The organism is Streptomyces sp. NBC_01723 (assembly GCF_036246005.1).
Lineage (GTDB): Bacteria > Actinomycetota > Actinomycetes > Streptomycetales > Streptomycetaceae > Streptomyces.
In genome coordinates this window covers 4485132-4506851 of sequence record NZ_CP109171.1, presented here as the reverse complement: position 1 = coordinate 4506851, position 21720 = coordinate 4485132, and the positions used below count along the sequence as shown (strand labels likewise).

The following is a 21720-nucleotide window of genomic DNA, read 5'->3' as shown; positions in this document are numbered from 1 at the left end:
ATGCCCGAAACGGGCCCGGATCCACGGTTACTCGCAGAACTACAGGTGCGATGTCTGTCAGGACAGATGAGGAAATGTCGGGTCGGGTTCCGGCAGGACCCACCCGCGTACGTCGACTGCCGCGCGGCCCTCGTCCGGAGAACGTGCCGCTCCTCGTCGGCCGCGCCTGCGCGCTCGTCGGCCTGCTGGACATCGCCGCCGGGGTCTTCCCGCGCTTCCGGCACAGCCGGATGCACGCCCTCGCCGAGGTACTGCCGGGCTCGTTCGGCCCGTTCGCAGCGGCCCTCTCCCTCAGCGCCGGCGTCCTGCTGCTCCTCCTCGCCCACGGCCTCAAACGCCGCAAGCGCCGGGCGTGGCGGGCCGCGGTGGCCCTCCTCCCGGTGGGCGCCGTCGCCCAGTTCGGCTACCGCCACTCGATCCTCGGCGTACTGATCTCCCTCGCGCTGCTCGCGCCCCTGCTGCGCCACCGCGACCAGTTCGCGGCCCTGCCCGACCCGCGCAGCCGCTGGCGGGCACTGGCCAACTTCGTCCTCATGGGGGCCGGTTCGCTCGCCCTCGGCCTCCTGATCGTCAACGCCCACCCGCACCGGATGATCGGCGCCCCGAGTCTGGCCGACCGCATCACCCACGTCCTGTACGGCCTGTTCGGCGTGGAGGGCCCGGTCGCCTACGCGGGCAACACCTCCTGGACGGTCGCCTTCTCCCTCGGCGCGCTCGGCCTGCTGACCGCCGTGACCACCATCTACCTGGCCTTCCGCCCCGAACACCCGGCGGCGCGCCTCACCGAGGAGGACGAGTCCCGCCTGCGCGCCCTCCTCGCCCGGCACGGCGGCCGCGACTCCCTCGGCCACTTCGCGCTCCGCCGCGACAAGGCGGTGGTCTTCTCCCCCAGCGGCAAGGCGGCCGTCACCTACCGCGTCGTCTCGGGCGTGATGCTGGCCAGTGGCGACCCGATCGGCGACGTCGAGGCGTGGCCGGGCGCGATCGAACGCTTCATGGACGAGGCGCGCGCCCACTCCTGGACACCGGCCGTGATGGGCTGTTCCGAGACCGGCGGTGAGGTGTGGACCCGCGAGACCGGGCTCGACGCGCTGGAACTGGGGGACGAGGCGGTGGTGGACGTCCCGGATTTCTCCCTCGCCGGCCGCGCGATGCGCAACGTACGCCAGATGGTCAAGCGCATCGAGCGGGCCGGTTACGAGACCCGGGTACGGCGCGTGGCTGACCTCCCCGACGCCGAACTGGACCGCGTCCGCCGCGCCGCGGACGCGTGGCGGGGCACCGACACCGAGCGCGGCTTCTCGATGGCCCTGGGCCGGGTCGGCGACCCGGCCGACGGCGACTGCCTGATCGCGACCGCGCACAAGCAGGACGCCGAGCCGGGCGAGTACGGCGATCTGAAGGCCGTCCTGCACTTCGTCCCGTGGGGCGGCGACGGGGTGTCCCTGGACCTCATGCGCCGCGACCGCGCGGCCGACCCCGGCATGAACGAGCTGCTGATCGTGGCCGCGCTCCAGGCGGCGCCGAAGCTGGGCATCGCGCGGGTCTCGCTGAACTTCGCGATGTTCCGCGCGGCGCTCGCGCGCGGCGAGAAGATCGGCGCGGGCCCGGTCCTGCGCGCCTGGCGCGGCCTGCTCGTGTTCCTGTCCCGCTGGTTCCAGATCGAGTCCCTGTACAAGTTCAACGCGAAGTTCCGCCCCCGCTGGGAGCCGCGCTTCGTGGTCTACCGCTCCTCGTCCGACCTCCCCCGCATCGGCTTCGCCGCGATGCAGGCCGAGGGCTTCGTCACCCTCACCCCACCCCTTCCCCCGTCCCTGCGCCGCCGCACAAGAGCCCGCCGCCCCTGCGCCCACGGGGACCCGCACGTGGCTTGACCGGGGTGGGTGTCGCGGGCCGGCGCCGGCCGGGGTGCCTCCCCCGCTCCCGTCTTCGCCCGAGCGGGGAGCCCCCACCGCGCTACGCGCACCCCACCCGACCGGCCACCGGCCGCCGCAGGCGTCCCACCCACTGGGCCTACGCTGAACACATGAGCAAGCAGACCGGCCCCCGCCGCCACCACCTGGCGGGCCTCACCGCATGGGACCGCTGCGCGGTCATGGGGGTCGTCAACGTGACCCCCGACTCCTTCTCCGACGGCGGTCGCTTCTTCGACACCACGGCCGCCATCAAGCGCGGCCTCGACCTGGTGGCCCAGGGCGCCGACCTCGTGGACGTCGGCGGCGAGTCCACCCGCCCCGGCGCCACCCGCGTCGACGAGGACGAGGAACTCCGCCGCGTGGTCCCCGTGGTCCGCGGCCTCGCCTCCGAGGGCGTCACGGTCTCCGTCGACACCATGCGCGCCTCGGTCGCCGCCCAGGCCCTCGCCTCGGGCGCCGCCCTCGTCAACGACGTCAGCGGCGGCCTGGCCGACCCCCGGATGATCCCGGTGGTCGCCGACGCCGCCGCCCCCTTCGTCGTCATGCACTGGCGCGGCCTCCTGGAGGCGGGCAACGTCAAGGGCGTCTACGAGGACGTGGTCACCGAGGTCGTCGACGAGCTGCGCGCACGCGTGGAGGCCGTCCTGGAGGGCGGCATCTCCCCCGACCGCGTCGTCGTCGACCCCGGCCTGGGCTTCTCCAAGGACGCCGAGCACGACCTGGTCCTCCTCGCCCACCTGGACCGCCTCCTGGGCCTCGGCCACCCCCTCCTCGTCGCCGCCTCCCGCAAACGGTTCCTCGGCCGCGTCCTCGCCGCCGGCCCCCAGGCCACCCCGCCCCCCGCGCGGGAGCGCGACGCGGCCACGGCCGCCGTCTCCGCCCTCGCCGCGCACGCCGGCGCGTGGGCCGTCCGCGTACACGAGGTCCGCGCCACGGCCGACGCCGTACGGGTCGCCCGCGCCGTCGAAGGAGCCCGGTGAACGCCCCGCACCTCGACGTCGAACAGGTCGAGTCCGCCAACACCGCCTTCTACGAGGCGCTGGAACAGGGCGATTTCGACAAGGTCTCCGCGTTCTGGCTCACCCCGTCCGACCTGGGAGTCGACGAGACGTACCACGACCCGGCCGACACCGGCGTGGTCTCCTGCGTGCACCCCGGCTGGCCGGTGCTCACCGGCCGCGGCGAGGTGCTCCGCTCCTACGCCCTGATCATGGCGAACACCGACTACATCCAGTTCTTCCTCACCGACGTCCACGTCTCCGTCACCGGCGACACCGCCCTGGTCACCTGTACCGAGAACATCCTCAGCGGCGGCCCCGCCCCGGACGGCGACGAGGAGCTGGGCCCGCTCGTCGGCCAGCTCGTGGTCGCCACGAACACGTTCCGGCGTACGCCCGCCGGCTGGAAGCTCTGGTCGCACCACGCCTCCCCCGTACTCGCGGAGACCGACGACGAGAGCGAGGACACACCTTCCTGACCGGAAGGGTCAAGAACGACAAGAAGTGGTTGGAATCACGGACCGCCGGGTATGGGCGGCTACCAACCCGTGATCCACCGGGACCGCCAGGGAAAACGCCGGGTGAAACCTCCCGGCCCCCGCCCGGTCCCACACCCCCCGTGGCCCGGCCCTGTAGGTGCTCGCGGGTAGATTCGACTGTGGCCGCCGTACCGCCCGCACGTGGTACGACCGGCCTCGACCGACGACTGCAGGAGTGATTCGCGTGGATCGTGTCGCGCTGCGCGGCCTCAAGGCCCGCGGGCACCACGGTGTGTTCCCCAAGGAACGCGAGGACGGCCAGACCTTCCTCGTCGACCTCGTCCTGGGCCTGGACACCCGGCCGGCCGCCGCCGACGACGACCTGGCGAAGACCGTGCACTACGGCATCGTGGCCGAGGAGGTCGTGGCCGTCGTGGAGGGCGAGCCCGTCAACCTCGTCGAGACGCTCGCCGAGCGCATCGCCCAGGTCTGTCTGAAGCACGAAGGGGTGCAGGAGGTCGAGGTCTGCGTCCACAAGCCGGACGCGCCGATCACCGTCCCCTTCGACGACGTGACCGTCACCATCATCCGGAGCCGTGTATGAGCGCCCCCTTCGCCAAGGGTCCCAGCGACCCGACCGTACAGCCGGTGCCCGCCTCCGTCATCGAGCAGGTCGACGCCGCGGACACGACGCTGTCCAACCCCAAGCGCGCCGTGATCGCACTCGGCGCCAACCTGGGCAACCGCCTGGAGACCCTCCAGGGCGCCATCGACGCCCTGGAGGACACGCCCGGCGTGCGCGTCAAAGGGGTGTCGCAGGTGTACGAGACGGAGCCGTGGGGCGTCGCCCCCGACAGCCAGCCGTCGTACTTCAACGCGGTCGTGGTCGTGAAGACCACCCTGCCCCCGTCCTCCCTGCTGGAGCGCGCGCACGCGGTCGAGGAGGCCTTCCACCGGGTCCGCGACGAGCACTGGGGCCCGCGCACCCTGGACGTCGACATCGTCGCCTACGCCGAGGTCGTCTCCGACGACCCGCAGCTCACCCTCCCCCACCCGCGTGCCCACGAACGCGCCTTCGTGCTCGCCCCCTGGCTCGACGTGGACCCCGAGGCCCGGCTGCCCGGAAAGGGCACCGTCGCCGACCTTCTGGACACCGTCACCCGCGACGGCGTCGCGCCCCGCGCCGACCTGGAACTCCGGCTGCCCGAGTAGTCGTTAAGGTCGACGAGATCACGACGACCGCTCAGGGACCGAAGGGACACCGGAACACCGTGAAAGAGCTGCGCATCAGGGTGCTGGCCGGCGTCTTCGTCGTCGCCGGTGTCCTGTCCTGGGCCGGCGCCCGCCTGTGGAACTCGGTGGGGACCCTGCCGAGCGTCCCCCTGGCCGCCCCGGTGGTCCTCGCCCTGATCGCGGTGATCCTGCTGGCCACGGCGCTCTCGCTCCGCGCCCGCCTCAAGGCGCAGCGGGAGCGCGTTCCGGGCGCCAAGGGCGTCGACCCGATGATGGCGGCCCGCGCGGTCGTCTTCGCCCAGGCCAGCGCCCTGGTGGCCGCCCTCGTCGCCGGTATGTACGGCGGTACGGGCGTCTTCCTGCTGGAGTACCTGGACATCCCGGCCCGCCGCGACCAGTCCATCTACGCCGGCCTCTCGGTGGTGGCGGGCATCGGCGTCATAGCGGCCGCGGTCTTCATGGAGCGGGTCTGCAAGCTCCCGGAGGACGAGGACGACGACCACCCGGGCGCGGCGACGGCGGCGTGACGCGCCTGGCTCACCAGGACTGACGGACCATGTGTCCGTTGACCAGGAATCCGGGGTGTGGGTCGAGCCGGTAGCTGTAGAGGGTGAACGCCTTGTTCACCGTGGTCCGCGGTCGCACCTCGTGGACCTGGGTCCAGCAGAACTCCCGCAGGTGCAGGGGGTGCCGTTCGGCTCGGAATGTACCTCGCGAAACCCAACTGTCGACCACCACAGAGACGGCAGCCCACTCGTACGCTCCGCGCCTGCACGCGCCCCTCGACAGCGTTCACCGTCTGCTTGCTGGGCAGGCCGTACCCCAACGCCATCCCCCTTGATCAGCGACTGACTCACTGATCAAGGGGGATACCGGGCACCACTGACAATCGGGTCAGCGCGCCAGTATCAGGCCCATGGCCTCGGCTCGGGTCGCAGCGTCCCGGAGCTGACCGCGCACCGCCGAGGTCGTGGTCTTGGCACCGGGCTTGCGAACCCCGCGTACCGACATGCACATGTGCTCGGCCTCGACGACGACGATCACACCACGGGCCTCCAGAATCTCCATAAGAGAGTCGGCGACTTGCGTGGTGAGTCGTTCCTGCACCTGCAGACGACGGGCGAAAACCTCAACCAGTCGCGCGAGCTTCGACAGGCCGGTGATCTTTCCGCTCTCCGCCGGAATGTACCCGATGTGCGCTACGCCATGAAACGGCAGCATGTGATGCTCGCACAGGCTGACGATTTCGATGTCCTTCACCAGGACCATCTCGTCGTGTCCGATGTCGAACGTCGTCGTCAGTACGTCCTCGGGCTCCTGCCCATGCCCGGCCAGGAGCTCCCGATACGCCCGCGCCACCCGCGCCGGCGTCTCCCGCAGGCCCTCGCGGTCCGGGTCCTCACCGACCGCGATGAGCAGTTCGCGTACGGCGTTCTCGGCACGCTTCTCGTCGAACTCGCCGATCTCGCCCTCGCCGTCCAACGTCACGGGGTCGGTCATCTGGTGCCTCGTTCCTGTGCGGTCCTGCGTTCGGCATGAAGAATGCCGCACCCCCCAAGGCTAGAACCTGGGGGGCGCGGCATACATTCCGGGCCTGGTGGGCCGTCGGGAGTGACCGGGTCAGCTCTCCGGACGGTCCTCCGGGGCGTGTTCCGGTGCCGGGGCGGGCTCCACCGTGGGGCTCTTGGTGGTGGAGATCGCCGCCGTCGCGCCGTTCGCTCCGTTCGTCAGGGCCAGCTCCTTGGGGGAGAGCACCGGCGGACGGGTCGAGGGCGTGCGGCGTGAGGAACCGGTCCAGGCGGGCCGGGCCGGACGCTTGACGATCTGGGCGAAGACCTCGGCGATCTCCTCCTTGCCCAGCGTCTCCTTCTCCAGCAGGGCGAGGACGAGGTTGTCGAGGACGTCGCGGTTCTCGACCAGGATCTCCCAGGCCTCGTTGTGCGCCGTCTCGATGAGCTTCTTGACCTCTTCGTCCACCAGCGCGGCGACCTCTTCCGAGTAGTCGCGCTGGTGGGCCATCTCACGCCCGAGGAACGGCTCGCTGTTGTCACCGCCGAACTTGATGGCACCGAGGCGCTCGGTCATGCCGTACTGCGTGACCATGGCACGGGCCACGCTGGTGGCCTTCTCGATGTCGTTGGCGGCGCCCGTCGTCGGGTCGTGGAAGACCAGTTCCTCGGCCGCGCGGCCGCCCAGCATGTAGGCGAGCTGGTCCAGCATCTCGTTGCGCGTGGTCGAGTACTTGTCCTCGTCCGGGAGCACCATCGTGTAACCGAGGGCCCGGCCTCTCGACAGGATCGTGATCTTGTGGACCGGGTCGGAGTTCGGTGAGGCCGCCGCGACCAGGGCGTGACCGCCCTCGTGGTACGCGGTGATCTTCTTCTCCTTGTCCGACATGATCCGGGTCCGCTTCTGCGGGCCCGCGACCACACGGTCGATCGCCTCGTCCAGCATCTGGTTGTCGACCAGCTTCTTGTCGCTGCGGGCCGTCAGCAGAGCGGCCTCGTTCAGCACGTTGGCCAGGTCGGCGCCGGTCATGCCGGGCGTACGGCGGGCGACGGCCGACAGGTCGACGTCGGGCGCGACCGGCTTGCCCTTCTGGTGGACCTTGAGGATCTCCAGCCGGCCCTGCATGTCCGGGCGGTCGACGGCGATCTGCCGGTCGAAGCGGCCGGGGCGCAGCAGCGCCGGGTCGAGGATGTCGGGCCGGTTGGTGGCGGCGATGAGGATCACGCCGCCCTTCACGTCGAAGCCGTCCATCTCGACGAGCAGCTGGTTCAGGGTCTGCTCGCGCTCGTCGTGGCCACCGCCGAGGCCGGCGCCGCGGTGGCGGCCGACCGCGTCGATCTCGTCGACGAAGACGATCGCCGGAGCGTTCGCCTTGGCCTGCTCGAACAGGTCACGCACTCGGGAGGCACCGACACCGACGAACATCTCGACGAAGTCGGAACCGGAGATCGAGTAGAACGGCACGCCCGCCTCGCCCGCGACGGCACGCGCGAGCAGGGTCTTGCCGGTGCCGGGCGGGCCGTACAGCAGCACGCCCTTGGGGATCTTGGCGCCGACGGCCTGGAACTTGGCCGGCTCCTGGAGGAACTCCTTGATCTCGTGGAGCTCCTCGACGGCCTCGTCCGAGCCGGCGACGTCGGAGAACGTCGTCTTGGGGGTGTCCTTGGTGATGAGCTTGGCCTTGGACTTGCCGAAGTTCATCACGCGGCTGCCGCCGCCCTGCATCTGATTCATCAGGAACAGGAAGACGACCACGATCAGGACGAACGGGAGCAGGGAGAGCAGAATGCCGACGAACGGGTTCTGCTTCGACGGCGACACCGTGTAGCCGTCGGAGATCTGCTTGTCCTGGTACTTGTTCTGCAGGGTGTTGGCGAGGGTCACGCCCTGGTCGCCGATGTAGCTCGCCTGGATCTTGGAGCTGCCCTCGACCTTTTGGCCGTCCTTGAGCTGGACCTTGATGGTCTGCTCGTCGCCGGTGGTCAGCTTGGCCGACTCGATCCTGTTGTCGTTGATCGCCTGGACGACCTGGCCCGTGTCCACCGTCTTGTAGCCGCCGGACGAGCCTACGACCTGCATCAACACGACCACGGCAAGGACGGCCAGCACGATCCACATGATTGGCCCACGGAAGTATCGCTTCACGTCCATCCACACGGAGCGGTGTCGCCCCGTCCCTCCTGCCATAGTGAGTTTGATAAGACAGTTCTTCTGACGGTACCCCAGCGCGGCGGCCCTCAGCCGCACGGGACCGCTGGCGTCCCGTCTGCATGCTCCAACGGCGCGGAGGCCTCCGGGGTTCCCGGTAGCCCCCCGATCGCCGTGCTGCCCGCCACCGGGGTGGGTCAGCCGCCGTAGACGTGGGGCGCGAGCGTACCGACGAACGGCAGGTTGCGGTACTTCTCGGCGTAATCGAGGCCATACCCCACGACGAACTCGTTGGGGATGTCGAAGCCGACCCATTCCACGTCGATGGCGACCTTCGCCGCGTCGGGCTTGCGCAGCAGCGTGCACACCTTGAGGGAGGCGGGCTCGCGCGAGCCGAGGTTGGAGATCAGCCAGGACAGGGTCAGGCCGGAGTCGATGATGTCCTCGACGATCAGGACGTGCTTGCCCTTGATGTCGGTGTCGAGGTCCTTGAGGATCCGCACCACGCCGGAGGACTGGGTGCCCGCGCCGTACGAGGACACGGCCATCCAGTCCATGGTGACGGGGGAGGACAGCGAGCGGGCGAGGTCGGCCATGACCATCACGGCGCCCTTGAGCACGCCCACGATGAGCAGGTCCTTGCCCGCGTACTCCGCGTCGATCTTCTCCGCCAGCTCGGCCAGCTTGGCGTCGATCTCTTCCTTGGTGATGAGTACCTTCTCGAGGTCGGCACCCATGTCGTTCGCGTCCACCCGCATCACTTTCGGTCGTCCAACCGGCCGTATTCAGCCTTGCCGAATCACCAGTCTGCCACCCTGCCGCTGGGCGACGACTTTGCCGGGGAGGTTGATGGCCCCCTGACCGCGCCAGCCGGTGATCAGCCGGTCGACTTCCTCGATGTGCCGGGCGAACAGGGCACCGGCGGGGGCGCCGGCCGCGATGGCGGCGCGGCGCAGGATCCGGCGGCGTACGGCGGGCGGCAGGGCGTAGAGCTTGGCGCACTCCAGCACGCCCGTGGCGTCGCGGACGCCCTCCTCGGCCTGGCGGGCCCAGGTGTCGAGGGCGTCGGCGTCGTCCCGGGAGAGCTGGGCGGTGCGGGCGAGGGCCTCGACGACGCCCTTGCCGAGGGCCTTCTCCAGGGCGGGCAGGCCCTCGTGGCGCAGTCGGGAGCGGGTGTACGCCGGGTCGGCGTTGTGCGGGTCGTCCCAGACCGGCAGGGACTGGACCATGCAGGCCTTGCGGGCGGTCTGCCGGTCGACCTGGAGGAAGGGGCGCCGGTAACGGCCGTCGGCCCCCGAGACCGCGGCCATCCCCGACAGGGAGCGGATGCCGGAGCCGCGGGCGAGGCCCAGCAGGACGGTCTCGGCCTGGTCGTCGCGGGTGTGGCCGAGCAGGACGGCGGCGGCGCCGTGGCGGGCCGCGGCGGCGTCCAGGGCGGCATAGCGTGCGTCGCGGGCGGCGGCTTCGGGGCCGCCCGCGCGGCCGACGCTGACGGCGATGGCCTCGACGGGGTCCAGGCCCAGTTCGCGCAGGCGCAGGACGACCTCTTCGGCGCGCAGGTCGGAGCCGTTCTGCAGGCCGTGGTCGACGGTGACGCCGCCGGCCCGGACGCCGAGCCGGGGGGCTTCGAAGGCGAGGGCGGAGGCGAGCGCCATGGAGTCGGCGCCGCCGGAGCAGGCCACGAGCACGAGCGGTGACGGCGGCCGCTCGGGTGTCGGTCCGGCGGCCGTCGCGGCGGGGACGCCGGCCGTGGTGTTCAGTTCGGTGAGGATGTCGTGGAGGACGCGGCGGACCGCCAGGCGTATCGCCGCGACCGCAGGATGGGGACCCATGTCCGGTGCCCTTCATGAAGTTTTCGGGGGGTGAGCCCGGGGTTCTGTCACGCAGAGTGTGTAGATGGTGACAGAAACGGGCCGTTCCCCGAGCATCGCACGCCTGTCGAGGGCTCACGGTCCCTCGGACGGGTGATTGGAGGGTCGTTCGCCTGCCGTCGGCCGGAATCGTTCACGCCGTTTGAGGAGGGCTCACGACTCCGGCTTGCGGTGCACCCGCGCGATCCAGTCCGCCGGTTTGGCGATCTCCGACTTGGTGGGGAGGGTGTTGGGCGACGTCCAGACGCGGTTGAAGCCGTCCATTCCGCACTCGTCGACCACGGCCCGTACGAAGCGCTCGCCGTCCCGGTACTGGCGGAGTTTGGCGTCCAGGCCGAGCAGCTTGCGCAGCGCCAGGTCGAGGCGGGAGGCGCCCTTGGCGCGGCGCTGCTGGAACTTCTCGCGGATCTCCGCGACGCTCGGCACGACCTCCGGGCCGACCCCGTCCATCACGAAGTCGGCGTGGCCCTCCAGCAGGGACATCACGGCGGTGAGGCGGCCGAGGACCTCCCGCTGGGCCGGGGTCTGCACCAGCTCCACCAGCGAGCGGCCACCGTCGTCCTCCTCCCCCTCGGGGCGGCCCCCGGCGAGGGTCTGGGCGGCCTCGCGGACCCGCTCCAGGACGGTCATGGGGTCGACGTCGGTCTCCGCCAGGAACGACTGGATTTCGCCCTCCAGGTGGTCGCGCAGCCAGGGCACGGCCGTGAACTGGGTGCGGTGCGTCTCCTCGTGCAGGCACACCCACAGGCGGAAGTCGTGCGGGTGGACGTCGAGTTCGCGTTCGACGTGCACGATGTTCGGCGCGACGAGGAGCAGCCGGCCGCCGCCGTCGGCACCGGCGGGGAGTTCCCGGGTGGCCGGGGCGAAGGTCTCGTACTGGCCGAGGACGCGGGAGGACAGGAACGACAGCAGCATGCCCAGTTCCACACCGGTGACCTTGCCGCCGACGGCGCCGAGGACCGCGTTGCCCGCGCCGTCGCCGCGCCGCTCCTGCAGCTTCTCCAGGAGGGGTTTGAGGATCTCGCGGAACCCGGCGACGTTCGCCCGGACCCAGCCGGGGCGGTCGACGACCAGGACGGGGGTGTCGTGGATCTCCTCGGTGGCCATACGGGTGTAACCCCGGACGTGTTCCTCGGAGGCCTTGGCATGGCGGCGGAGTTCCGCGACGACCGCCCTGGCCTCGTCGCGGCTCACCTCGGGGCCCGGCCGTACGAGCCGGGTCGCGGTCGCCACCGCGAGGTTCCAGTCGACCATGCCGGAATTTGCGCCGATGCTCGTCATGCGTCAACGGTACGGGAGCGCCGCCGTTGGGGGCAGGCTGTGCGGGGCGCAGGGGTGGGGGCCGTGCGCGTGGGCCGGCGCAGGATCCCGGCGAACCCCGGTCACCCGCAGCCGCAGGACGCCAGGCCCGTCGCCGCCCGGTCCAGGGTCGACTGGGCCGCCTGGGGGTCGGACGTCCCGTGCGCCATGAAGGCGAAGCCCAGCAGGCGGCCGTCGGCGGTGACGACGGTGCCGGCGAGGGTGTTCACGCCCGTCAGCGTGCCGGTCTTGGCGCGGACGACGCCCGCTGCGCCGTCCGAGTAACGACTGGCCAGGGTGCCGGTGAAGCCGGCCACGGGGAGGCCGGTGAGGACCGGGCGGAGCTGGGGGCGGGCCGGGTCGGCCGCCTCGGCGAGCAGGGCGGTGAGCAGGTCGGCGCTGACCAGGTCGGTGCGGTCCAGGCCGCTGCCGTCGCGGAGCGCGGCGCCGTCCACCGGCAGGCCGAGCCGCTTCAGCCGGTCCTTCATGGCGGCGGACGCCCCGTCGAAGTCGGCGGGCCTGCCGCCGGCCACGGCGGTGTGGCGGGCCAGGGCCTCGGCGAGGTCGTTGTCGCTGTTCGTCAGCATCCGCTCGACCAGGACGGACAGCGGCGGCGAGGACACCGTGGCGAGGGTGTCGGCGCGGTCGGTGGCCTTGGAGGGGCCGGGGGCCGAGGCGGTGATGCCGTGCTGCTTCAGGAACCCGGCGAAGGCGCGGGCCGCGTGGGCGGCCGGGTCGGCCTCGCGCTCGGCGGGTCCGCTGGTGGAGTCGTCCGTCCGGGCCTCGTCGGCCATCAGGGCGGTGACGCGGGCGAGGTTCTCGTTGACCCCGATCGGGTGCATTTCGTCACCGGCGTAGAGCGTCGTGTCGTACGACAGCGTCACCTTGCGCAGGTCCCGCTTCTTCAGGGCGGCTGCGGTCTTCTCGGCCAGGGCGCGCAGGCTGGCGAGGCCCTTGGCGTCCGCACGCGCGGTGAGCGTCGGGTCGCCGCCGCCGACCAGGACGACTTCGCCGGTGTCGGCCTCCAGGGCGGTGCGGGTGGTGAGGCGGTGGTCGGGGCCGAGGGCGGTGAGCGCGGCGACCGCGGTGGCGATCTTGGTGGTGGAGGCGGGCGTGAGGGGCACGTCGCCGCCGAGGCCGTACAGGCGCTTGCCGGTGGTGAGGTCGACGACCGACGCGGCGCGGTCGGTGCCGAGCGCCGGGTCGTCCAGGAGCGGCTTGAGGAGGTCCGCGAGGGCCTCGCCGCCCGGGGCCGCCTTGACGCCGCCCGGGGTGGTGGCGCCGCCGAGGCCGGCCAGCACGGCTCCGGCGCTGGGCGCGGGACGGGGCGTCCCGGCCGCGGTGCCGGAGCCGCCGGACCCGCGATCGTGATCTGCGCCACCCGTGTGCTCCAGTGCGACGGCCCGGTCCCGCTCGGCCGTACGCTGACCCGTGGAGTCCCAGGGGCCGGCGGCGGTCACCACACCGGCGGCGAGAGCCAGCCCGGCGGTGGCGGCACCGGCGGTGTACTGCCAGGTCTTCGGCCTCGTGATCCGGGCGAGCCGCGGTCCCGTGGCCCGCGTGAACCGCGCGATCCGCGGTCCGGCGGCCCGGCCGAGGCGCGCCAGACGGGGTCGTACGGCGCCCGCGGCCCGCACCAGGTGCGGCCTCGCGGACCGCCAAGGCCTCAGCTCTGGCACCATCACCAGCCCCTTTCGCGATCACACACCGGCGTGAGGGACACTTAACCACCAGAACTATGTACTGATCATGGAGGAGCGTCCGGTGGAGTTCGACGTCACGATCGAGATCCCGAAGGGTTCGCGGAACAAGTACGAGGTGGACCACGAGACCGGTCGTATCCGCCTGGACCGCCGCCTCTTCACCTCGACCGCCTACCCGACCGACTACGGCTTCGTGGAGAACACCCTCGGCGAGGACGGCGACCCGCTGGACGCGCTGGTCATCCTGGACGAGCCGACCTTCCCGGGCTGCCTCATCCGCTGCCGCGCGATCGGCATGTTCCGGATGACGGACGAGGCCGGCGGCGACGACAAGCTGCTGTGCGTGCCGTCGACCGACCCGCGCGTGGAGCACCTGCGGGACATCCACCACGTGTCGGAGTTCGACCGCCTGGAGATCCAGCACTTCTTCGAGGTCTACAAGGACCTGGAGCCCGGCAAGTCCGTCGAGGGCGCCAACTGGGTGGGCCGGACCGACGCCGAGATCGAGATCGAGCGGTCCTACAAGCGCTTCAAGGAGCAGGGCGGCCACTGAGCGGCTTCCCTCCCGTAACGGGCCGCACGCCACCCGCGTGCGGCCCGTTCGCGTGCGAGTGCGCATACTGAGATCAACAGGAGGGTGAGTACGTACCAGGGAGCGTTGCGCAGGTGACCGAGGAGGACCGCAAGCCGCAGTCGGACGAGGCCCACAGCGCCTTCCGGCAGCCGGGCGGGATCGCTGCGTCGATCGACGACGAGTCGTCGACGACGTCCGAGTTCGAGATCCCGCAGGGACTGGCCGTCCCGCGGCACACCGGCACGGAGTCCGAGACGACCTCGGAGTTCTCGCTGCCGGACGGCCTGGAGGCGCCCACGGCCACGCCCGCGGACGCCGAGGGGTCGGCGTTCACGACGCCGAGCACCTACCACGCGTGGACCGCGCCGACCGCGTTCACACCGGCGAGCGGATTCCCGGCGGTGAACCTGGCGGACGTGCCCTGGCAGGACCGGATGCGGGCCATGCTGCGCATGCCGGTGGCCGAGCGGCCCGCGCCCGAGCCCTCGCAGAAGCACGACGACGAGACCGGCCCCGCCGTGCCGCGCGTGCTCGACCTGACGCTGCGTATCGGGGAGCTGCTGCTGGCGGGCGGTGAGGGCGCCGAGGACGTGGAGGCGGCGATGTTCGCCGTCTGCCGGTCCTACGGCCTGGACCGCTGCGAGCCGAACGTCACCTTCACCCTGCTGTCGATCTCCCACCAGCCGTCCCTGGTCGAGGACCCGGTGACGGCGTCGCGGACGGTACGCCGCCGCGGCACCGACTACACCCGGCTCGCCGCCGTGTTCCAGCTGGTGGACGACCTCTCGGACCCGGAGACCAGCATCTCCCTGGAGGAGGCCTACCGGCGCCTCGCGGAGATCAGGCGCAACCGGCACCCGTACCCGACCTGGGTATTGAGCACGGCGAGCGGTCTGCTCGCGGGCGGGGCCTCACTGCTCGTCGGCGGTGACGCGATCGTGTTCTTCGCGGCGATGATCGGCGCGATTCTCGGAGACCGGCTGGCCTGGCTGTGCGCCGGGCGCGGGCTGCCGGAGTTCTACCAGTTCGCGGTGGCCGCGATGCCGCCGGCCGCGATCGGCATCGCGCTGACGCTGACCCACGTCGACGTGAAGGCGTCCGCGGTGATCACCGGTGGGCTGTTCGCGCTGCTGCCGGGGCGGGCGCTGGTCGCGGGTGTGCAGGACGGTCTGACCGGTTTCTACATCACCGCCGCGGCGCGCCTGCTGGAGGTCATGTACTTCTTCGTCAGCATCGTCGCCGGGGTGCTGGTGGTGCTGTACTTCGGCGTCCAGCTGGGGGCCAACCTCAACCCGGACGCCGAGCTGGGCACCGGCGACGACCCGTTCGTGCAGATCTTCGCCTCGATGCTGCTGTCGCTGGCCTTCGCGATCCTGCTCCAGCAGGAACGATCCACCGTGCTCGCGGTGACCCTGAACGGCGGCGTCGCCTGGTGCGTGTACGGCGCCATGCACTACGCCGGGGACATCTCGCCGGTGGCCTCCACGGCCGCCGCGGCGGGGCTGGTGGGTCTCTTCGGGCAGCTGATGTCCCGGTACCGGTTCGCGTCGGCGCTGCCGTACACGACCGCGGCGATCGGGCCGCTGCTGCCCGGTTCCGCGACGTACTTCGGGCTGCTGGCGATCGCCCAGAGCGAGGTCGACAACGGGCTGCTGTCGCTGTCCAAGGCGGTGGCGCTGGCGATGGCGATCGCGATCGGGGTGAACCTCGGTGGGGAGATCTCGCGGCTGTTCCTGAAGGTGCCGGGCGCGGCGAGTGCCGCGGGACGCCGGGCGGCCAAGCGGACGCGCGGGTTCTGACGCGGGGCGCCTACGGGGCGGATGGTGCTGTTCCCTGGCGGGCGCGGGTGCGTGGTGGCTTGTCGCGCCCACGCGGCGGAGCCGCACATCGATACGGCCCCGCGCCCCTTGGGTGGGTTCAGCGGCCCTGGTTGTACGGGTACTGGTCGTTGTAGTTCTGCGGGTACTGCTGGGCGTACGGCTGCTGGTACTGCTGGGGCTGCTCGTACGGGTCGACGCGGCGGAGCTGGGTCGTGGCGTCGTCCATGACCGGGTACTGGGGCTGCTGGTGCTGCTGGGGCGGCGTGGGGGCGGTCGCCGCGGCCTGCTTCTTCTTCCTGCGCTCGCGCAGGTACTCGACGGCGATCGGGACGACCGAGACGACGACGATCAGGACGAGGATCGGCTCGACGTTGGTGCGGATGAACTCGATCTGGCCGAGCCAGTAGCCCGCGAGGGTGACGCCGGTGCCCCAGGCCACGCCGCCGATGACGTTGTACGTGAGGAACGTGCGGTACTTCATGCGGCCGGCGCCCGCCACGATGGGCGCGAAGGTGCGCACGATCGGCACGAAGCGGGCCAGGACGATCGCCTTGGGGCCGTACTTCTCCATGAACTCGTGCGCCTTCTCCAGGTTCTCCTTCTTGAAGAGCTTGGAGTTGGGGCGGTTGAAGAGCTTGGGGCCGAGGAACTTGCCGATCATGTAGCCCACCTGGTCGCCGATGACGGCGGCCAGCACGATCAGGGCGCACACCAGCCACAGCGGCTGGCTGATGTACTCGCCCTGGGCGACGAAGAGGCCCGCGGTGAACAGCAGCGAGTCGCCGGGCAGGAACGCGAAGAGTCCGGACTCGGCGAAGACGATGAGCAGGATGCCCGGCAGAGCGAACGTCTCGATCAGGTAGTCCGGGCTGAGCCACTCGGGGCCGAGCGCAAGGGTGGTCACGGGATGTGGCTCCTGCTGCTGGGGGGAGGCGGGCTGGACCTGGCTGCCCAAACGTATAACGCAGCCGCGGTGTCCCAGGTTCCACCGGGTTCTCGGGGTGCACTTCGGCCTTCCGGGGGAAGCCGGGGAACCATGGGTATTGAAGAATACGGCGGCGGACAGAGTCCCCAGTCCGATGTGCTCGTCGTGACCACGAACGACCTGCCGGGCCACCGGGTCCAGGAGGTGCTGGGCGAGGTCTTCGGGCTGACCGTGCGCTCCCGGCACCTGGGGAGCCAGATCGGGGCCGGGCTGAAGTCGATGGTCGGCGGTGAGCTGCGCGGACTCACCAAGACGCTGGTCGAGACCCGCAACGAGGCGATGAGCGGCTGGTCGAGCAGGCACGCACGCGGGGGGCCAACGCGGTACTGGCCTTCCGCTTCGACGTGACCACGGCCGCTGACGTGGGCACCGAGGTGTGCGCGTACGGGACGGCGGTGGTCGTGGCCCGGGAGTGAGACCCGGGCCACGACCACCGCTCAGGGGGTGTGGCGGACGGCGTTCGCGAGGATCGCGTCGCGCATGTAGGCGGCGAGGCCCGGCCTGGCGGTGTCGATGTTCCGCGTGAACCGTTCGTCCGAGACGTACATCTCGCCCAGGCAGGTGTGCATCTCGTACCCGCAGTCGTAGTGGTTGCGGGCGATCCCCTGCCGGTGGTCCTCGGCCACGTCCATGGCCGCCTCGGAGTCGGCGGGCTCACCGGCGTCCATCAGGGCGACGAAGCGCCGGGTGAGGTCGTCGGCCTCGTCCTGGAGGCGCTGCCAGTCCTCCTTGGTGTACGAGGCGGTCTTCTCCTTCGACTGGCGGTAGGCGTCGGTGTGGCCCCAGCGTTCCTTGACCTCCTCCTCGTACTGGTCGGGGTCGAAGTCGCCGAAGACCTCGAACTTCTCCTCCGGCGTGAGGTTGATTCCCATGCTGCGTGCCTCCATGGCCTGCTCCACGGCCGCCGCCATCTTCTCCAGCCTCTCGATCCGGGCGGTCAGCAGCTCGTGCTGGCGGCGCAGGTGCGCGCGCGGGTCCGCGGCCGGGTCGTCGAGCAGGGCGGCGACCTCGTCGAGCGGGAAGCCGAGCTCTCGGTAGAACAGGATCTGCTGCAGCCGGTCGAGGTCGGCGTCGTTGTAGCGCCGGTGGCCCGCGTGGCTGCGCTCGCCGGGTACGAGCAGACCGATGTCGTCGTAGTGGTGCAGGGTGCGCACCGTCACCGCGGCGAAGCCCGCGACCTGTCCCACGGAGTAGCTCACTTCCGCTCCCTTCTCTGACGCCGTCCACGCTGCCGCCTCACGTGACGTGAGGTGCAAGTCCGGGTGCGGGGTCCCCGGGCCGGATCTACCGTCGGTTGCATGCCACTGCATCACGGGCCCCACCCGCCGCAGGACGACGACCGCGCCCGGCGCCGGCTCGCCGTGAACCCCTTCCACGGTCAGGCGAACCCGACCGGAGGTATGACCGAGGCACCGCCCACGCACCGCCTCCCCGCCGCCCCGCTGCCGCCGGAGAGCGCGTACCGGCTGGTCCACGACGAGCTGATGCTGGACGGCAACGCGCGGCTGAACCTGGCCACCTTCGTCACCACCTGGATGGAGCCGCAGGCCGGGGTGCTGATGAGCGAGTGCCGGGACAAGAACATGATCGACAAGGACGAGTACCCGCGCACCGCCGAGCTGGAGCGGCGCTGCGTGGCGATGCTCGCCGACCTGTGGCACGCACCCGACCCGTCGACGACCGTGGGCTGCTCGACGACCGGGTCGAGCGAGGCGTGCATGCTCGCCGGGATGGCGCTGAAGCGGCGCTGGGCGCTGCGCAACGCCGACCGGTATCCGGCGGCGCGGCCCAATCTGGTGATGGGCGTGAACGTCCAGGTCTGCTGGGACAAGTTCTGCAACTTCTGGGAGGTGGAGGCCCGGCAGGTGCCCATGGAGGGCGACCGCTTCCACCTCGATCCGCGGGCCGCCGCCGAGTTGTGCGACGAGAACACGATCGGTGTCGTCGGCGTCCTGGGCTCCACCTTCGACGGTTCCTACGAGCCGATCGCCGACCTGTGCGCCGCCCTGGACGCCCTCCAGGAGCGCACCGGCCTCGATGTGCCGGTGCACGTCGACGGGGCGTCGGGCGCCATGGTCGCGCCGTTCCTCGACGAGGACCTGGTATGGGACTTCCGGCTGCCGAGGGTCGCCTCGATCAACACCTCGGGGCACAAGTACGGGCTGGTGTACCCGGGCGTCGGCTGGGCGCTGTGGCGGGACTCGGCCGCGCTGCCCGAGGAGCTGGTGTTCCGCGTGAACTACCTGGGCGGCGACATGCCGACCTTCGCGCTGAACTTCTCCCGGCCCGGCGCGCAGGTGGTGGCGCAGTACTACACCTTCCTGCGGCTGGGCCGGGAGGGTTACCAGGCGGTGCAGCAGACCGCGCGGGACACCGCCCGCGGACTCGCCGAACGGATCGAGGCGCTCGGCGACTTCCGGCTGCTGACACGCGGCGACCAGTTGCCCGTGTTCGCCTTCACTACCGCCGACGACGTGACGGCGTACGACGTCTTCGACGTGTCGCGCCGGCTGCGGGAGAGCGGCTGGCTGGTGCCGGCGTACACCTTCCCGCCGCACCGCGAGGACCTGTCCGTACTGCGGGTGGTGTGCCGCAACGGCTTCTCCACCGACATGGCGGACCTGCTCCTCGCCGACCTGGAGCGACTCCTGCCGGAACTGCGCCGGCAGCCGCATCCCCTGAACCGGGACAAGGGCGCGGCCACCGGCTTCCACCACTAGGGGTGTCGTCACCGGCTGAGCCGCGCGAACCTCCGCACCGCCAGCGGGAAGAACACCACGAGCAGGGCCAGGGGCCAGGCGATCGCCGCCCACACGTGGCCGGACTCGCCGCCGGGGCCGCCGAACAGGTCGCGTACGGCGGTGGCGGTCTGGGACATCGGGTTCCACTGGACGACCGTGCCCAGCCAGCCGGGCATGGAGTCGGGCGTGGCGAAGGCGTTGGACAGGAAGCCGACCGGCCAGACCAGGATCTGCACCGCCTGCACCAGCTCCGGCTTGCCGGCCACCAGGGCCAGGAAGATGCCGATCCACAGCATGGCGAAGCGGAAGAGCAGGAGCAGGCCGACGGCGCCCAGGAAGGCGCCGGGGCCGCCGTGGGTCCGCCAGCCGAGCGCGTGGCCGACCACGATCAGGACCGTGAGTCCGAGGGCCGACTGGAGCATGTCGGCGGCGGAACGGCCCACCAGGACCGCGCCGTTGGTCATCGGCAGGGAGCGGAAGCGGTCGACGACACCCTTGTTGAGGTCCTGGGTGACGGCGATCATGGTGCCCTCCAGGCCGAACGCCATGGTGAGCGCCAGCATCCCGGGGACCAGGTAGTCGACGTACTCGCCGCTCACGCCCCGGCCGCCGCCGACCAGGTAGCCGAACATCAGCAGGAGCATGACCGGGAAGACCAGGTTGACGACCATGGTCACCGGCTGCCGCGCCCAGCGGGCCAGCTCCCGGCGGGTCATGGTCCAGGAGTCGGTCAGGGCGTAGGTCATGGGGTGGGGGTGCGGGACGGTGCTCGTGCTCACACGGCCTCCTTGGTGCGGTCGGTCAGGTGCAGGAACACCTCGTCCAGGGTGGGGCGGCGCAGCGCCACGTCCTCGGCCTCCAGACCGGCCTCCGCCAACGCCCGTACGACACCGGAGAGGGCCGTCATGCGGTCGGTGACCGGGGCGCTGAGCAGGCGGCGGTCGGGGTCGACGCGGACGCCGGTGAGGGGCAGCAGGGCGACGGCGGCGCCCAGTTGGCCGGCGTCGCGCAGGACGACGTCGACGCGGTCGCCGCCGATGGCGGCCTTCAGCTCGTCGGCCGTGCCGTCGGCGACGACCCGGCCGGCGTCGACGACGGAGATGCGGTCGGCGAGCTGGTCGGCCTCCTCCAGGTACTGGGTGGTGAGCAGGACCGTCGTACCGCCGCCGACCAGCGAGCGGACCGAGTCCCAGACCTCGGCCCGGCCGCGTGGGTCGAGGCCGGTGGTCGGCTCGTCCAGGAAGAGCACCTCCGGCTCGGTGATCAGGGACGCGGCCAGGTCCAGGCGCCGCCGCATGCCACCGCTGTAGGCGCTGACGGGCTTGCGTCCGGTGTCGGTCAGTTCGAAGCGCGCGAGCAGTTCGTCGGCACGCGCGCGTGCCCGCCGGGCGCCCAGGTGGTGGAGGCGGCCGAACATCTCCAGGTTCTGCCGGCCGCCCAGCTCCTCGTCGAGGGCCGCGTGCTGGCCGAGCAGGCCGATGCGCAGCCGTACGGCGTACGCCTGGGTGGCGACGTCGTGCCCCGCCACCTCGATCCGGCCCGCGTCGGGCCGGAGCAGGGTGGACAGGATGCGGACCAGCGTCGTCTTGCCCGCGCCGTTCGGGCCCAGCACGCCGTGCACCGTGCCGCGCGCGACGGTGAGGTCGAGTCCGTCCAGCGCGTCCTTCCTGCCGTACTTCTTGCGTGCCCCTTCGACGGTGATCGCCGCGTCGGCCACTGCCACTCCCCTCGCTAGCCAAATTTGACTACTCCGCCAAGGTAACGCGCCGCGCGAGGTTGGTCAAACTTGATTAGCGGGCGTCCCCGCCGTCTCCGTGGTGCGGCCGACCCGCCGCGAACGGGTTCTCCTCGCCCTCCGCCAGCACCCCGACGAACGGTTCGCCCTCGCCGGCGAAGGTGTACGCGCCACCCCGGACGCGTTCGATGAGCCCTCGGGTCCACTCGGCGCCGGTGTCGGCCGAGTGGACCCAGAAGTTCATGATCTCGCCGATGTGCCCGAGCTGCCCCGGGCCCTCCTCCGGCGTGTAGTACTCGGTGACGGCGCCCCGCCATTCCTCGATCTTCCGCACCCGTTCCTCCAACAGCGCGAGGGCCTCCTCGCGCGGGAGGTCGACCATGAAGCCGAGCGCCGCGGTGAGCACGTCCGGCCGCTGGTCGTAGGCGGTGAGGTACGCCCGCAGCAGGGTGAGGTACTCCTCGGTGCCCTGCTCGGTCACCTCGTACTCCACGCGCGGCGGCCCGCCCGCCGTGGACGGCGCGATCTCGTGCGCGAGCAGCAGCCCCTGCTTCGCCATCTGCTTCAACGCGTGATAGATCGAGCCGGGCTTGGCGTTGGACCACTCGTGCGCGCCCCAGTACTCCAGGTCGTTGCGCACTTGGTAGCCGTGGGCCCGCCCGTGCTGACGCACGGCGCCGAGCACGAGGAGACGGATCGCTGACATGGG

General features: G+C 71.3%; 20 protein-coding genes and 1 pseudogene. 10 read left to right on the top strand and 11 right to left on the bottom strand.

Annotated elements, in window-relative coordinates; translation table 11 throughout:
- Positions 1–74: 74 nt before the first annotated feature.
- The 6 genes from OIE75_RS20905 to OIE75_RS20880 all read left to right on the top strand — a co-directional run bounded on the left by OIE75_RS20905 (position 75) and on the right by OIE75_RS20880 (position 5153).
- Positions 75–1874: a phosphatidylglycerol lysyltransferase domain-containing protein gene (locus OIE75_RS20905; RefSeq protein ID WP_329471780.1), complete on the top strand. Its 1800-nt coding sequence runs from the start codon at positions 75–77 to the stop codon at positions 1872–1874.
- Between the two features lie 152 nt (positions 1875–2026).
- A complete protein-coding gene (gene folP, locus OIE75_RS20900) occupies positions 2027–2896 on the top strand; it encodes a dihydropteroate synthase (protein ID WP_329471779.1) in 870 nt (289 codons plus the stop codon).
- A complete protein-coding gene (locus OIE75_RS20895) occupies positions 2893–3393 on the top strand; it encodes a nuclear transport factor 2 family protein (protein WP_307014136.1) in 501 nt (166 codons plus the stop codon). The genes folP and OIE75_RS20895 overlap by 4 nt, the downstream gene beginning before the upstream one ends.
- A 244-nt stretch (positions 3394–3637) precedes the next feature.
- Positions 3638–3997 carry a dihydroneopterin aldolase gene (folB, locus tag OIE75_RS20890; protein ID WP_307014135.1) on the top strand — a complete coding sequence of 120 codons (360 nt, stop codon included), beginning with the start codon at positions 3638–3640 and terminating at the stop codon, positions 3995–3997.
- Positions 3994–4605, top strand: a complete 612-nt coding sequence (gene folK / locus OIE75_RS20885) for a 2-amino-4-hydroxy-6-hydroxymethyldihydropteridine diphosphokinase (protein WP_307014134.1) — start codon at positions 3994–3996, stop codon at positions 4603–4605. The genes folB and folK overlap by 4 nt, the downstream gene beginning before the upstream one ends.
- Before the next feature lie 59 nt (positions 4606–4664).
- A complete protein-coding gene (locus OIE75_RS20880; protein WP_122616844.1) occupies positions 4665–5153 on the top strand; it encodes a DUF3180 domain-containing protein in 489 nt (162 codons plus the stop codon).
- A gap of 367 nt (positions 5154–5520) precedes the next feature.
- On the opposite strand, the gene folE is transcribed toward OIE75_RS20880, so the two are convergent.
- The 6 genes from folE to dacB form a co-directional block, all read right to left on the bottom strand.
- Positions 5521–6126: a GTP cyclohydrolase I FolE gene (folE, locus tag OIE75_RS20875; protein WP_161326147.1), complete on the bottom strand. Its 606-nt coding sequence runs from the start codon at positions 6124–6126 to the stop codon at positions 5521–5523.
- Between the two features lie 120 nt (positions 6127–6246).
- Positions 6247–8286, bottom strand: a complete 2040-nt coding sequence (gene ftsH, locus OIE75_RS20870; protein WP_329471778.1) for an ATP-dependent zinc metalloprotease FtsH — start codon at positions 8284–8286, stop codon at positions 6247–6249.
- A gap of 194 nt (positions 8287–8480) precedes the next feature.
- A complete protein-coding gene (gene hpt, locus OIE75_RS20865) occupies positions 8481–9041 on the bottom strand; it encodes a hypoxanthine phosphoribosyltransferase (RefSeq protein WP_307014132.1) in 561 nt (186 codons plus the stop codon).
- 27 nt (positions 9042–9068) lie between these two features.
- Positions 9069–10115 (bottom strand): tRNA lysidine(34) synthetase TilS, encoded by a 1047-nt coding sequence (tilS, locus tag OIE75_RS20860; RefSeq protein WP_307014131.1) that lies wholly within the window; start codon positions 10113–10115, stop codon positions 9069–9071.
- Between the two features lie 192 nt (positions 10116–10307).
- Entirely contained in the window at positions 10308–11435 is a 1128-nt protein-coding gene (locus tag OIE75_RS20855; RefSeq protein ID WP_329471777.1) for a zinc-dependent metalloprotease, read from the bottom strand.
- Positions 11436–11536: 101 nt separating this feature from the next.
- The gene (dacB, locus tag OIE75_RS20850; protein ID WP_329471776.1) at positions 11537–13135 is read right to left on the bottom strand and encodes a D-alanyl-D-alanine carboxypeptidase/D-alanyl-D-alanine endopeptidase; all 1599 of its coding nucleotides are present in this window, start codon (positions 13133–13135) and stop codon (positions 11537–11539) included.
- Positions 13136–13217: 82 nt separating this feature from the next.
- On the opposite strand from dacB, the gene OIE75_RS20845 reads away from it, so the two are divergent.
- Complete coding sequence (locus OIE75_RS20845) at positions 13218–13709, top strand: inorganic diphosphatase (RefSeq protein WP_064731883.1); 492 nt, start codon at positions 13218–13220, stop codon at positions 13707–13709.
- Positions 13710–13822: 113 nt separating this feature from the next.
- The gene (locus OIE75_RS20840) at positions 13823–15529 is read left to right on the top strand and encodes a threonine/serine ThrE exporter family protein (RefSeq protein ID WP_329471775.1); all 1707 of its coding nucleotides are present in this window, start codon (positions 13823–13825) and stop codon (positions 15527–15529) included.
- Positions 15530–15647: 118 nt separating this feature from the next.
- Here OIE75_RS20840 and OIE75_RS20835 read toward each other — a convergent pair whose 3' ends face one another.
- On the bottom strand, positions 15648–16454 hold the full coding sequence (locus OIE75_RS20835) for a DedA family protein (RefSeq protein ID WP_329471774.1): 807 nt from the start codon (positions 16452–16454) through the stop codon (positions 15648–15650).
- A gap of 132 nt (positions 16455–16586) precedes the next feature.
- On the opposite strand from OIE75_RS20835, the pseudogene OIE75_RS20830 reads away from it, so the two are divergent.
- A pseudogene (locus tag OIE75_RS20830) lies at positions 16587–16951 on the top strand (YbjQ family protein).
- A 21-nt stretch (positions 16952–16972) separates the two neighbouring features.
- Here the strand turns inward: OIE75_RS20830 and OIE75_RS20825 are convergent.
- The gene (locus OIE75_RS20825; protein WP_307014125.1) at positions 16973–17734 is read right to left on the bottom strand and encodes a MerR family transcriptional regulator; all 762 of its coding nucleotides are present in this window, start codon (positions 17732–17734) and stop codon (positions 16973–16975) included.
- Between the two features lie 99 nt (positions 17735–17833).
- Here OIE75_RS20825 and OIE75_RS20820 point away from each other — a divergent pair, with 99 nt between their 5' ends.
- A complete protein-coding gene (locus OIE75_RS20820; protein WP_329471773.1) occupies positions 17834–19255 on the top strand; it encodes a glutamate decarboxylase in 1422 nt (473 codons plus the stop codon).
- A gap of 8 nt (positions 19256–19263) precedes the next feature.
- On the opposite strand, the gene OIE75_RS20815 is transcribed toward OIE75_RS20820, so the two are convergent.
- The 3 genes from OIE75_RS20815 to OIE75_RS20805 all read right to left on the bottom strand — a co-directional run bounded on the left by OIE75_RS20815 (position 19264) and on the right by OIE75_RS20805 (position 21717).
- Positions 19264–20022 carry an ABC transporter permease gene (locus tag OIE75_RS20815; protein ID WP_307018048.1) on the bottom strand — a complete coding sequence of 253 codons (759 nt, stop codon included), beginning with the start codon at positions 20020–20022 and terminating at the stop codon, positions 19264–19266.
- Between the two features lie 29 nt (positions 20023–20051).
- Positions 20052–20993 (bottom strand): ATP-binding cassette domain-containing protein, encoded by a 942-nt coding sequence (locus OIE75_RS20810; protein ID WP_329471772.1) that lies wholly within the window; start codon positions 20991–20993, stop codon positions 20052–20054.
- A gap of 73 nt (positions 20994–21066) precedes the next feature.
- Positions 21067–21717, bottom strand: a complete 651-nt coding sequence (locus OIE75_RS20805) for a PadR family transcriptional regulator (protein WP_329471771.1) — start codon at positions 21715–21717, stop codon at positions 21067–21069.
- Positions 21718–21720 lie beyond the last annotated feature (3 nt).

Excerpts from the sequence above, each read along its gene's own strand:
- OIE75_RS20905 (WP_329471780.1), top strand. The coding sequence starts at position 75 with ATGTCGGGTCGGGTTCCGGCAGGACCCACCCGCGTACGTCGACTGCCG.
- folP (WP_329471779.1), top strand. The coding sequence starts at position 2,027 with ATGAGCAAGCAGACCGGCCCCCGCCGCCACCACCTGGCGGGCCTCACC.
- folK (WP_307014134.1), top strand. The coding sequence starts at position 3,994 with ATGAGCGCCCCCTTCGCCAAGGGTCCCAGCGACCCGACCGTACAGCCG.
- folE (WP_161326147.1), bottom strand. The coding sequence starts at position 6,126 with ATGACCGACCCCGTGACGTTGGACGGCGAGGGCGAGATCGGCGAGTTC.
- ftsH (WP_329471778.1), bottom strand. The coding sequence starts at position 8,286 with ATGGACGTGAAGCGATACTTCCGTGGGCCAATCATGTGGATCGTGCTG.
- hpt (WP_307014132.1), bottom strand. The coding sequence starts at position 9,041 with ATGCGGGTGGACGCGAACGACATGGGTGCCGACCTCGAGAAGGTACTC.
- tilS (WP_307014131.1), bottom strand. The coding sequence starts at position 10,115 with ATGGGTCCCCATCCTGCGGTCGCGGCGATACGCCTGGCGGTCCGCCGC.
- OIE75_RS20855 (WP_329471777.1), bottom strand. The coding sequence starts at position 11,435 with ATGACGAGCATCGGCGCAAATTCCGGCATGGTCGACTGGAACCTCGCG.
- dacB (WP_329471776.1), bottom strand. The coding sequence starts at position 13,135 with ATGGTGCCAGAGCTGAGGCCTTGGCGGTCCGCGAGGCCGCACCTGGTG.
- OIE75_RS20820 (WP_329471773.1), top strand. The coding sequence starts at position 17,834 with ATGCCACTGCATCACGGGCCCCACCCGCCGCAGGACGACGACCGCGCC.
- OIE75_RS20815 (WP_307018048.1), bottom strand. The coding sequence starts at position 20,022 with ATGACCTACGCCCTGACCGACTCCTGGACCATGACCCGCCGGGAGCTG.
- OIE75_RS20805 (WP_329471771.1), bottom strand. The coding sequence starts at position 21,717 with ATGTCAGCGATCCGTCTCCTCGTGCTCGGCGCCGTGCGTCAGCACGGG.